At 75.6% G+C, this 12,191-nt stretch carries 8 protein-coding genes and 1 pseudogene; 2 read left to right on the top strand and 7 right to left on the bottom strand.

Features of this window, described 5'->3' with window-relative positions; genetic code table 11:
* The 7 genes and pseudogenes from C3486_RS23520 to C3486_RS23490 all read right to left on the bottom strand — a co-directional run.
* A pseudogene (locus C3486_RS23520) lies at window positions 1–454 on the bottom strand (FHA domain-containing protein); the annotation flags it as partial.
* Window positions 455–516: 62 nt separating this feature from the next.
* Complete coding sequence (locus tag C3486_RS23515; RefSeq protein ID WP_103834748.1) at window positions 517–1,878, bottom strand: VWA domain-containing protein; 1,362 nt, start codon at window positions 1,876–1,878, stop codon at window positions 517–519.
* Between the two features lie 163 nt (window positions 1,879–2,041).
* The gene (locus C3486_RS23510) at window positions 2,042–3,355 is read right to left on the bottom strand and encodes a PP2C family serine/threonine-protein phosphatase (RefSeq protein WP_103834747.1); all 1,314 of its coding nucleotides are present in this window, start codon (window positions 3,353–3,355) and stop codon (window positions 2,042–2,044) included.
* Window position 3,356: 1 nt separating this feature from the next.
* Window positions 3,357–6,017, bottom strand: a complete 2,661-nt coding sequence (locus C3486_RS23505) for a serine/threonine-protein kinase (RefSeq protein ID WP_103834746.1) — start codon at window positions 6,015–6,017, stop codon at window positions 3,357–3,359.
* Window positions 6,014–7,297: a hypothetical protein gene (locus C3486_RS23500; RefSeq protein ID WP_103834745.1), complete on the bottom strand. Its 1,284-nt coding sequence runs from the start codon at window positions 7,295–7,297 to the stop codon at window positions 6,014–6,016. Before C3486_RS23500 ends, C3486_RS23505 begins: the two co-directional genes overlap by 4 nt.
* Window positions 7,298–7,365: 68 nt before the next feature.
* Entirely contained in the window at window positions 7,366–8,355 is a 990-nt protein-coding gene (locus C3486_RS23495; RefSeq protein ID WP_103834744.1) for a glutamate ABC transporter substrate-binding protein, read from the bottom strand.
* A gap of 17 nt (window positions 8,356–8,372) precedes the next feature.
* Entirely contained in the window at window positions 8,373–9,821 is a 1,449-nt protein-coding gene (locus C3486_RS23490; protein WP_374936909.1) for a hypothetical protein, read from the bottom strand.
* Window positions 9,822–10,161: 340 nt separating this feature from the next.
* On the opposite strand from C3486_RS23490, the gene C3486_RS38595 reads away from it, so the two are divergent.
* Both C3486_RS38595 and C3486_RS23480 read left to right on the top strand, forming a co-directional pair.
* The gene (locus C3486_RS38595) at window positions 10,162–10,821 is read left to right on the top strand and encodes an FCD domain-containing protein (RefSeq protein ID WP_308461262.1); all 660 of its coding nucleotides are present in this window, start codon (window positions 10,162–10,164) and stop codon (window positions 10,819–10,821) included.
* A gap of 109 nt (window positions 10,822–10,930) precedes the next feature.
* Window positions 10,931–12,163: a PAS domain-containing protein gene (locus tag C3486_RS23480; protein WP_146075045.1), complete on the top strand. Its 1,233-nt coding sequence runs from the start codon at window positions 10,931–10,933 to the stop codon at window positions 12,161–12,163.
* The last annotated feature ends 28 nt before the right edge of the window (window positions 12,164–12,191 follow it).

Below are 12,191 nucleotides of genomic sequence, written 5' to 3'. Positions count from 1 at the left end.
CCCGGGGCCCAGTGGCTCGGCGGGCCGGTTCATCTGCGAGGGGCGCGAGCCCTGGTACTCGTACTGGTCCGGCGGGCCGGGCTGGGGCGGGAAGCCGGGCGGCGGCGCGGACTGCTGCTGCGGCGGCGCCGGGTACGAGGCGGAGGTCGAGGAGTGCGTCAGGAAGTTGTACCGGCACTCCTCGCAGAACGGGGCCATGGCCTCGCGCGGCGTCCCGCACTGCGGGCAGAGCTCGCCGGTGCCGGTGCCGGTGCCGGGCGCCTGGCCGCCGCCGGGCGGGGCGGGGCGGCGGGAAGCCGTAGCCGCCCTGCGGGGGCGCCTGCTGGGGGGCGGGGGCGCCGGGGAAGCCGGGCGGCGGGGGAGGCGTCGGGGCGACAGTGCCCGCCATGCGGTGGCCGCACACCTCGCACCAGTCTTCGGCCACTGACTGGTGGCCGTTCGGGCAGGTCGGCATGTCGGTATGTCCCCCTCCGTACCGTCTTCCAACGGTGTTACGTCTTGCTTGTCACTCGTTTGTCACTTTTTGACGCGAACTGTCTTGGTTGAGCGTGTTTCGAGCGTCATCTCGTCCGCTTCCGCGACCTTCGCCTTCAGCCGCACAGTACCGGTCGTGGCGTCGACGACGTCCACCACCTTCGCAAGGAGTTTCGCAGTGTCCTCGTTCCCCGAGGCGCTCGCCAGCTGTACCGCCCGGCCGAGCCGCGCGGTGGCTCCGTCCATATCTCCGGACTTACGGGCATCCAGTCCCTGCTGGATGGCGCGGGCCAGTTCCGCCTGTCCCGTGTAGTGCGCCACCTGTGGGTTGATCTGCGTCGATACGGCCGTGTCCGTCGTCCACACCGCCCGTACCAGGCCCTGCGCGAGCGTCCGGGGCGCGTCGCCGCCCGGCACAGGGAGCACCAGTGCCACCCGCGCGGCCAGCATCTCCCGGCCGACGCCGGCGTCCGGGACGCGTACGCACAGGTGGTAGTCGCGGGACTCGTCGCCCCAGGAGCCGGTCGGGTAGACGCCGGCCCGGGGTCCCGCCTCGGCCCGCCGGCCGGTCAGGTCCTCGACCGTCGGCGCGACCTGCTTCACGAACCGGATCTCGGCGCCCTGCGGCGTCCACACCCGCAGCCCGACGTCCGCGACCTCCTTGCCCATCGCGGTCTCCATCATCCGCGTGAAGTCGGCCGCCAGCCCGCCCGGATCGGCGACGATGTCGGCGCTGCCCAGCAGGGCCGAGGCGATGCCGGTGACCTCCGCGACCTCCCAGTCGGTGCCCACCCCGCGCGCGTCGCAGGTGAACCGCCCGGCACAGGCGTCCAGCGTGGCCCGCAGGTCCTCGGGCGACTCGTGCTCGTTGCGGCCGTCGGTGAGCAGGATGCCGTGCCGGATGGCCGCGTCGGAGGAGTCCAGCAGCCGGCCGGCCAGCCGCAGCCAGGTGCCGATCGCGGTGCCGCCGCCCGGCCGCAGCCGCCGCAGCGCCTCCTTGGCCTGGCCGCGGGTGGCGGGCGAGGCCGTCGCGAGCCGGCCGCCGCCGGGGTAGACCTCCGCGGCCTGGTGGGTGCCCGCGATCACCGCGAAGGCGACCCCGTCCCGCAGGGTGTCGATCGCCGCGGCGGTCGCCTCGCGGGCGTTGCGCATCTTGACCGGCGGGTACTCCATCGAGCCCGAGCAGTCGACCATGACGGCCACGGCGGCGTCCGGGGCCCCGCCCGGCGCGGTCGCGGCGGGCCGCCCAGCGGCGTCGGCGAGCGGCCGGCCGCCGGAGGTGCCGCCGCCGGTGGCGGTGACCGTGACGATGGCGTTGACCTCGCGGCCGCCCTCGGGGAGGTACTCGTTCTGGTACACCTCCACGGAGAACTGCGGCACCGTGGACTTCGAGAAGTTGGCCATCTCTTCCGCTCCTTGACGCTCCGTCGAAGCACGTCGGCATGCGGGCGGGCGGAAGTACCCCAGGCCGTCCCCCCGTCGGCACCTCCCCAGGTGCCGGACCGTTCACAGCGGTTGCTGCGTTGCTGTGGTGACTGCGTTGCTGTCCTGCTGCCGCCGTGGCGGCTCAGGCCGATCCTGCCCCGCCTGCCGGGGCGGGGAACGGCACCACGGCCACTGTTACGTTGTCGTGGCCCCCGCTGTCCAGAGCGTGGCGCACCAGTGCCCGGGCGCTGTCCAGCGGGCGTGCGCCCGCGTCCAGCGGCAGGACGGCCGCGAGGTCGGCGGCGGCCTCGGTGTAGTTCCACAGGCCGTCGGTGCACACCACGACGACACCGGGCCGGTCGGGCCGGAAGGCGGCGGTGTGCGGCTGGAGTTCGTACGCGTCGGCGCCGAGCCAGCCGGTGATGGCGTGGGCACGTTCGTCGGCGTACGCCTCCGCCTCCGTCAGCAGGTTGTTCGCCACCATCTGTGCGGCCCAGGAGTCGTCCTCGGTGAGCCGCGCGCCGGGCGCGGTGCGGTCGTCGGGGATCCAGTACGCGCGGCTGTCGCCGACCCAGCCGACGGTCAGCAGCCCGCCGGCGGCGACGGCCGCCACCAGCGTGCAGGCCGGGGCGTTCTGCCGGCGGTACGGGTCGTGCTCCTGGGGCCCGTCCTGCGCGGCGAGCGCGTCGACGGACTTGGCGGCGGCCACGATCGCGTCGTGCATGGCCTGTTGCGGATGCGCCTCCCGGGGCAGCGCCGCCACCAGGGCCTCGGCCGCCGTCTCGGCGGCGGCCTGCGACGCCTCGTCGGGCCGGGTCGCGGAGGAGACGCCGTCGCAGACGACCGCGAGCACCGCGGGGGAGCCGTCGGGCAGCGTGGTGCCGGCGAGGGCGAAGAAGTCCTCGTTGCGGTGGTGCCGGTAGCCGCGGTCGCTGACCGCTGCGACCCGCTCCAGCTCCCGCTCGAAGTGGTCGCGCTCGCGGGGCTGGGCGTGCCCGCACCGCTCGCAGTAGCCGTCCTGGTCGACGGTGCCGGCCCGGCAGGCCACGCACGTCCCGGCGGCGAAGTCTGTGCGTGGGTCGGCGGGCGCTTCGCCGGCCGCGGCGGGCGACGGCGCCGGTGCCGCCGGTGCGGGTGCCGCCGGTGCGGGGCCGGGGTCCGGCAGCCGGGTTTCCGGCGCGGGCGGCGGCGCGGCCCGGTACGCCTCGTCGGTCCGGTACGCCTCGTCGGTCCGGTACGGCTCGTCGGGGCGCGCGGGCCCCGGATCGCCGTACGCGCCGCCGGGCTGCCCGGCGGGCACCTCGCCCCGGGGGGAGAGCGCGAGCGTCGGGTGGTCCCCGGCCGCGTGCGCGTCCGCCGTGGCGGAGAGATCGGCTCCGCACACGCCGCAGAAGTTGTCCCCCGGCTCCAGGGGCTCTCCACAGCCCGGGCACCGGGAAGGACCTGTCACTGCCATCTCACACCCACGTCCTGGGGCGGAAGCGGTTGGCCCGCTCCACCAGTTCGATCCTCTCATCACCGCGCTGGGCCAGCCTGGCGAGCAGCCGGTAGGACCGCTCCAGGCCGAAGCGCAGCCCGCGCTCGTCCAGCGCGCAGCCGAGCAGCGTGGCCCGGCCGCCGTCGGGCCGCGCCGCGTCCGGGCCGTCGTCCGGCACCGGCTCCCCGGCACGTCCGGACAGCACCCAGTCCAGGGCGCAGCCCAGCACTTCCGTCGTCAGCGTCTCGCGGCGCTGCGCGTCCAGCCCGAAGTCCGCGAGCCGCTCGATCTCCCCGGCGGCGGCCCGCAGGTCGGCCAGCAGCGGCTGGCCGGCCGGGCGCTGCCGCAGCCGGGCCCGCACCGCGGCGATCCGGGCCGCGGTGAAGTGGATCGAGGACTCCGGGACGGCCTCCAGGGCCCGTACCGCGCCCGCCCGGTCACCGGCCGCGAGCCGCACCCGGGCCAGCCCGAACGCCGCGCTGACGTAACTGTGGTCGGTGGTCCACACCAGGTGGTAGTACTCGGCCGCGTTGTCCAGCTGGCCCAGCACCTCGGCGCAGACGCCCAGCGCCAGCTTGGGCGCCGGCTCGCCGGGGAACGCGTCGTACACCGCGTCGAAGGAGAGCGCCGCGGTCTCCTTGTCGCCGTTGGCCAGGGCCACCAGGCCGCGGTTCCAGACCACCCGCCAGTCCGTCGCCCACTCGGCCAGCGGGTCCGTCTCGATCTCCCGCAGCACCCGCCGGGCCCCGTCCCCGTCGCCCATCTCCAGCCGGGCCCGCAGGTCGCGCAGCCGGACCTCCAGGGAGTCGGCGGGCGCGGAGCGCAGCGCGGCGAGCAGTTCGGCGGGGGCAGCGGCCAGCAGGCCGGCGAGGAAGCCGGCGTTCGGGTCGCCGGGGTCCACCCGCGGCGCGGGGAGCGCCAGCACGGTGGCCGCGGTGTCCAGGGTGCGCAGCACGGGGGCCGGGCCGCCGTAGCCGGGCAGCGGGGAGATCTCGTACGACACCTGGGCCGGGACCGACGGCGTGGCCGGGGCCGCGCCCACGAGCCCGGCCGACGGGCCCCGGCCCGGCAGCGCCGCGGCCGGCTGCCGGCGCCGGAACCGGCGGCGGGGCGGCGCGGTCCGCCGGCCCAGCAGCGAGGTGTCCCCGGCGACGGCCGGCATCAGCTCGGTGTCGACCACCCGCAGCTCCGGCCCGAACAGCTGGGACAGCGCGGGCCGCTGCTCGCCGGTCTGCAGCGCCACGACCTCGCGCAGCACGCCGGTCAGCTGCTCGGCCATCTCCTCGGCGGAGGAGAAACGGCGCGCCGGGTCGGGGTCGGTGGCCCGGACCAGCAGCCGGTAGAAGGACTCGTACCGGCGGAAGACGTCGATGTGCTCGGGGTCGGGCAGCGAGTCGGCGAAGACGTTGGTGTAGCCCTGGAAGTCGAAGGTGAGGACGGCGAGGGTGCGCGCGACGGTGTAGAGGTCGGAGGCGACGGACGGGCCGACCTCGGCGATCTCGGGCGCCTGGTAGCCGACCGTGCCGTAGACCGCGCTCTCGTGGTCGTCCATCCTGCGGACCGCGCCCATGTCGATCAGCTTGAGCTGGTCGTGCTGCTGGATGGCGTTGTCGACCTTGAAGTCGCAGTAGAGCAGGTTGCGGCTGTGCAGGTGGCCGAGGGCCTCCAGCGCCTCGATGCCGTACGCGCAGGCCTGCTCCACCGGCAGCGGGTCGCGCCGGCCCTGGGGCGTGCGCCGCTCGTTGGCGATCTCCTTCAGGGACTTGCCGCCGACGTACTCCATGACGATGTAGCCGTCGAGGCTGCCGGTCACCGGGTCGAGGTGCTCGACGAAGTTGTAGATGCGGACGATGTTGGAGTGCTCGATCTCGGCGAGGAAGCGGCGCTCGGAGACCGCGACCGCGAGCGCGTCCTCGTCACCGGTGTCCAGCAGGCCCTTGAGCACCACCCACCGGTCGGAGACCGCGCGGTCCACCGCGAGATAGATCCAGCCCAGCCCGCCGTGCGCCAGGCAGCCCACGACCTCGTACTGGCCGTGCACGACGTCACCGGCCCGCAGCTTCGGCACGAAGCTGTACGGGTGGCCGCACTTGGTGCAGAAGCCCTCGGTACGGCCCGGGCGTCCGCTGCGGGCCCGGCCCACCGGCGCGCCGCAGTCGCTGCGGCTGCAGAACCGCTTGCGCTCGGGCACCTCGGGATTCTCCAGCACGACCGTGCGCGGGTCGGGCCGCGGCACGTCCGGCACCGCCACCAGGCCGGCGCCCAGCCGCCCGCGCCCCGCGCCCGAACCGGACGCCGAGCCCTGGCCCGAACTGGCGCTGCGCACGGACACCGACTGCGTCGACTGCCCGGACAGCGCGCCGGCGAGGCGCCCGGAGACCGAGCGCCGGGAGCCGGACGAGCGGGACGAGGACCGGGACGAGGACGAGCCGCGGGCGCTGCCGGAGCGCTGCGAGGGGCCGGAGCCGGCCGAGGCGCGGGCCGGGCCCGCCACGCCGGTCGGCGGCGAGGCCACCATGCCGGTCGGCGAGACGACGGGCGCCATGCCGCAGGTGTCGCAGTACAGTTCGCCGCCGCCGACGTCCTCGTAACGGCCGGCGCACTCCGGCCGCTGGCAGTCGGTGTTCGCTTCGCCGGTCATGCCTCCCCCTCGCGCTCGGCGCGACCGGCCGCCAGCGCCTCGGCCGCCGCCTGCTGGTAGCGCAGCACCGCGTGCTCGGCGGCGCGCAGGTCGCAGGGCGCGCTCCACAGCATGCGGCGGGCGATGTCGTACCGCTCGATCAGCAGCGGGTCCTCGGCCAGGCCGTGCCGCGCCACCTTGGCCTTGTACGCGTCGAGCCGGCCGCGCAGCTCGGCGCGTACGGCCAGCGGCGCGGTCACCGCGGTCAACGACTCGCGGGCGCGCAGCAGTTCCTCCTCGGCGCGCTCCTCCAGGCTGTCCAGCAGCGGCGACAGCAGGTGCCACTGGGCGCGTCTGCGGTACTCGGCGGCGGTGGCGAGCTGTTCGTGCAGCGCGGCCGACGGGCCCGAGACGGCCGGCACCTCGGAGGCGGCGATCTTCGCGAGCACCTCGCCGCGTGCCTGCCGGGCCTCGGTGAGCGTGCGGTCGGCGCGCGAGAGCAGGTCGCGCAGGTGCATCAGCCGCTGCTCGGCGTCCTGCCGCACGGCGAGCACCGCCTCGATCTCGCGCCGCACGTCCTCCAGGGCGCGCGCGGCCCGGTCGTACCGGTCGGTGTCGGGGCGGCCGCCGCCGGGCGCGGAGCTGGCGTCGGCGGCCGGCACCCAGAAGGCGAGCGGGTCGGTGAGCACCTCGGCGCGCAGCTGCGTCAGTTCGTGCGTGATCCGCTCCAGGTCGTCGCCGGAGGGGTGCTCGCCGGGGCGGACGCCGACGGAGTGCGCGAGGGAGCGGGTGCGACGCAGTTCGGCGGCGAGCAGGTCGATCCGGGCCGGCAGCGCGGTCCATACGGAGTCGGCGCTGACGATGACGTCCAGGGCCCGCGCGTACAGGCCGTTCATCCGGTCGACCAGCGTCTCGAGGCTGAGCTGTTCGCTGAGCCGGCCGGGGCTGCCGGCGGCCGAGCCGCCGGAGACGGTGATGCCGTTGCCGCGCAGCATGTCGGACAGGGTGGCCAGGTCCTCCTGGGAGGGCCAGCGGCGGCGGGCACGCAGCGCGCGGGCGGACTCCAGGGCCGCCGAGTACGCCTCGAAGTGCGCCCAGAGCGCCGTGATCTGCCGCTCGGCCGTCGCCCAGCGGTCCTTGGTGACGCCGGTCAGCTCGGCGCCCTCCAGGAGGCGGCGGCCCGCGTGGTCCTGCAGCGCCAGCAGCGAGGTCTCGATCGCTTCGTGCTCGGCGTCGAGCCTGCCGAGGGCACGGTCCACCTCGTCGCGGCTCATGGCCGGGGCGGGTCCAGGGACCCCCATCGATCACCTCTCCAGAGTGCGTGCGGTGCGCTGCTGACGGCCGGGCGCGGGGCGTCCGGCCGGGCCGGTCAGTCGCTGTACTGCGGGGCCGGCGGGCCGGAGACGCCCGGCAGGTCGGCCTTGAGCCACTTGTCGTACGCGGTCGTCCACGGGCTGTCGGCACCGCCGCTGCGGTAGTCCTCCAGCACCTTGTTCACCCGCCGCACCAGGTCCTCGTCCTCCTTGTTCATCGCCACGCCGTACAGGTCGGTGCTGAACGGCTCGCCCTTGAGCTCGACGGCCGGGTCCTGCGCCGCCTGGCCGGCGGCCAGCGCGCTGTCGGTCACCACGGCGTCGGCCTCGCCCAGCTGGAGCCGGACCAGGCAGTCGAGCTGGTTGGGCACGGTCATGACCGTCGCGCCGTGGTCCTCCCGCTTCAGCTGCTGCTCGCCCGTCGATCCTGCCGCCGTGCAGATCTTCTTTCCCCGCAGCGAGTCGTCGAACGCGTCGATCGACGACCTCTTGGGCGCGAGCACCTGCTGGCCCGCCTTGAAGTAGGCGGTGGAGAAGGCCACTTGCCGCTTGCGGTCGCAGTTGATCGTCATGGTGCGCACCACCATGTCCACCTTGCGCTGCCGTACGGCGTCGATGCGCTGGTTGGTGGGGATGGCGCGGTACACGATGTGCGGGTGCGGCCCGAGGATGTCCTTGGCGATGGCCTTCGCCAGGTCGATGTCGAAGCCGATGAGGTTCTTCGGGTTGTCCGGGTTGCGGTAGCCCCAGCGGTAGCTGTTCTGGTCGACGCCGACCACCAGCCGGCCCGCCTTCTTGATCCGGCGCACCGCGGGGCCGTCGGCGGCGGAGGGGCGCAGGCTCTCCGCGGCGTTCGCCTCCGTGCATCCGGTGGCGGCGGGCGAGGCGGCGGCCGTACGGGGCGCCGCCGGGACCCGCGGCGCTTCCGGCACGGCGGGCCCGCCGCTGAGCACCGGCACCAGAACCGCGGCGGCGGCCGCCATCACGCCCATGCCGGCGGCCACCGGGGCCAGCGCCGACCCGAGGTCCGCCCATCGCGCGCGCATGCTCCTCACCGCCCTCGTCACCGGTACTCCGACAGCCTGCGGCCGATGCCCAGCACCGCACCCGCCGCGGCCAGCACGGCCAGTACGGCGGCGCCCGCCGCCAGACCGCTCAGCGCGCGCCGGCCGCCGCGCGCCGCCTCCTGGAACTCGTCCTGCTCGTGCCGGAGCGCCTGCTGCAGCGCCGCGTCCACCTTGTCGAAGGACTCCCTGGTGGGCCGGTCCGTGCCGATCACCTTCGCCAGCGCGCCCTCGTAGTCGCCGCGGTCGCTGGCCGCACGTGCCTCGGCGTGCCGGGACTGCCACTCGCGTACGTTCTTCAGCGCTTCCCGCACCGGCGCGCGGCCGGCCTCGTCGTCCGCCAGGGCCAGCGCCTCGCGCAGCTTGCCGCCGGCCGGTGCCCCGGCGCCCTGCCCCGGGCCCGCCAGCTCCCGCATGCCGGCCGCGTACTCCACCTCGTAGAAGTCCCGCTGGCCGGAAGTGACCTTGCCGCCGCGCGAGACCAGCATCAGGTTCTCGTCGCCGCGCGCCTGGAGCGTCGCGATGCGCGCCTCGTTCAGCACCCGCAGCGAGTCGGCGCCGTGCGCCATGGAGGCGTCGAGGTCGGCGCGGGCGACCGTGTGCCCGGCCACCGTCCACAGCAGCACCAGCGACGAGGCGGCCGTGGCGATCAGCAGGCCGCGGTTGAACACCCGGTTCGTGCGCAGGTAGGTGCGGCGCTGCGCCCAGCCGAGGGCGCCGATCGCCAGCACCCCGGAGGCCAGCGCCACCCACGGCCGGGCGGTGGCGTCGTCGTGGTCGGCGCCGAGCCGGCCGGTCTCGGTGTCGTACAGCTTGCGGGCCGCCGGCAGCAGCTGGGTGCGCATCCGGTCGTTGGCGTACTGCAGGTAGGCCCCGCCCACCGGCAGGCCCTGGCGGTTGTACATCCGTGCCGTCTCCACCAGGCCCGTGTACCGCGGCAGGGCGTCGTTCAGCCGCTCGATCTGCTCGCGGGCCGTCTGCGAGCCCTGGGAGTTGGCGGAGGCGCGGACCAGCAGCTTCGCCGCGGTGGCGATGTCGTCGGTGTAGCGCTTGCGGGACGCCGGGCTCTCCGCGGCACCGGCCAGGAAGCCGCCCGCCGCCGTGGTGTCGGCGTCCGCCAGCGAGCGGTAGATGTCGGCCGCGTCCCGGCTCAGCGGCTGGCTGCTCTCCAGGACGTCGGCCGCCGCGGCGGAACGGTCCGTCACCTGCCAGGCGGTCAGCGCGCCGAACAGCACGACCAGTGCGGCCAGTACGGCGCCGATGACCCGCAGCCGGCCCGGCTCGGTGGTCGCCGCCGCGCGCAGCCGGCGCAGCCCCTCGGCCCACACGGCGCCCTCACCGGAGGGCGGCGGCACGGCGGACGGCGGCGCCGCGGTGGTCGCCGGCTCCGGCTCAGGGGCCGGCGCGGGCGCGGGCGGTGCCGCGCTGCCGGTCGGCGGGTATGACACGGAACCTCCCCCTCGGTCGCTGGCCGTGCGCCCCGCGGCCCGCGCCGCGGACAGGGGTGCACGGCCAGCAGTATGGCCGCAGGGGCCGGTGACCACACAGGTATTGCCTGGATCTTGTTCGGATCGCGATCTCGTTCGAGGCCGGCCCCCGGCCCCCGGCTCCCGCGCCGCCGTCGCCCGTCGGTCCCCCCTGTGCCCTCCTGACGCATACGAACGGTGTTCGGTTCCCCGGCTTCGGCGAAGGGGCAGCCGCCGCGGACCGGGCTGACTAGAGTTGCCTGACGTCAGGTGACCTGGGAAATGGAGCGGTGCGGTGCGGACGGTGCGCAGGGTGTCGCTGGTGGAGACCGCGACCGACGAGATCAGGGAACAGATCCTCAAGGGCGTCTGGCCCGTGGGCAGCCGCATCCCGCCGGAGAGCGCCCTGTCCGAGACGCTCCAGGTGAGCCGGGCCTCGGTACGGGAGGCGATCCGCGCCCTGGTGCACGCGGGGCTGCTGGAGACCCGGCAGGGCGACGGCACGTTCGTCGTCTCCGACGACGACAGCGCGGTGGCGCTCCGCCGCCGCCTGGAGCGCGCCGAGCTGACCCATGTCACCCAGGTCCGCCAGGGCCTGGACGTGATCGCGGCCCGGCAGGCGGCACGGCACCGCACGGACGCCCAGCTCACCGCGATCGAGACCGCGCTGGCCCGGCGCCGGGCGGCGCTCGCGGCCCACGACGACGAGGCGTTCACCGCCGCCGACGCCGACTTCCACGTCCTGGTCGCCGAGGCGAGCGCCAATCCCGTACTGGCCGACATCTACCGCTCGCTGAGCGCGGCACTCCGCGCCGAGCTGCGCCGCGCCGCCTGCCTGGACACCGCGACCGCGGCCCCCACCGACCCGCACCACGTCCTGGTGGAGGCGATCCGGGACCGGGATCAGCACGCCGCGGTGGACGCGGCGGTGAAGCTGCTCGCCGGGCACGTACGGGACCTGGCGCTGCCGCTGGACGACTGACCCGTTCGCCCGACCGGTCCCCGGACATGTGTCCTAGCCTGGGGAGCGCCTCCCCGCGACCGTCGGCTACCGAACGAGGTGAAATCCCGTGCACGAGGCGCTGCGGGCCATGGCGGAAAGTCAGCTCTTCGAAGCGACAGCGGCCCCGTACGTCCTGCTCGACACGGACCTGCACATCCGTGGCGTCAACCCCGCGTACCTGCGCGCCACCGGGCGGTCGCGCGAGGAGCTGCTGGGCTCGTTCATGTTCGACGCCTTCCCGGACAACCCGGCGGACGCCACCGCCGACGGCGTGCGCAACCTCGGGGCCTCGCTGGAGCGGGTGCTGCGGCGCAGCACGCCGGACGAGATGGGCGTACAGCGCTACGACATCCCCGACACCGGCCGGCCCGGCGCGTTCCGCTACAAGACGTGGGCCCCGGTCAACTCCCCGCTGACCGCGGGCGACGGGCTCGTCGTCGGCGCGCTGCACCACGTCGAGGACATCACGGCGGCGTACGACGCCCTCCGCGGGGCCGACGGGGCCGACCCGCGCGACGGCGTGCGGCAGCCGGCGGCGGTGCTGCGCCGCGCCATGCTGGCCATGGCGCGCCACGAGCGCGCCGCCGCGGCCGGTCGCCCCTCGCCCGCCCCGCCGCGGGACGGGCTCGCCCGCCGGGACGCGCTGTGGCACCGGATCGTCCACACCGCCCGCCGGGGCACCTTCGGGGGCTGCGCCGAGGCCGTGTGCGCCGCCGCGGTGCGGGAGCTGCCCACGGTCGACGCCGCAGCGGTCACGCTGCACGGCCCGGGCAGCTGGCAGTACCAGCTCGCCGTCAGCTCGCCCGTGGCGCAGCGCGCCGAGGAGGCGCAGTGGGTCACCGGCGAGGGCCCGTCCCGCACCGCGTTCGACACGGGCCGGCCCGTCCTGGTGCCGGAAGTGTCCGAAAACGGCGCCCCGTGGCCCCTGTTCACCGACACCGCGTGCCGCGCCGGGATCACGGCGGTCTTCGCGTACCCGCTGCGCACCGCCTCCGCCACGCTCGGCACCCTCACCCTCTACCGCACGGGTGAGGGCACCGCCGCCGCCGGCCCGCCGGCCGACGCGGAGACGTTCGCGGAGATCGCCGCCGTGGTGCTCCTCGCCGACCTGGACACCGAGATCGCCGAGCGGCTGCGGGCCACGGCGGACGCCGACGACATCAACACCGCCATCGGCGTCCTGGCCGCGGTGCGGCACCTCTCGACGCAGGACGCTGCCGCGCTGCTGCGGGCCATGGCGGAGTCCCAGGGACGCCCGCCCGCGGACGTGGCCCGCGCGGTCCTGGTCCGGTACGTGCCCGCCCCCGACGAGCGGGCGTGACCGCCGCGCCGGACGTGCCGCCCGCGGG

The sequence above is a fragment of the Streptomyces sp. Ru73 genome, assembly GCF_002920575.1.
In the GTDB taxonomy this organism is placed as follows: Bacteria; Actinomycetota; Actinomycetes; order Streptomycetales; family Streptomycetaceae; genus Streptomyces.
This window is presented reverse-complemented; position numbering and strand designations above follow the sequence as displayed.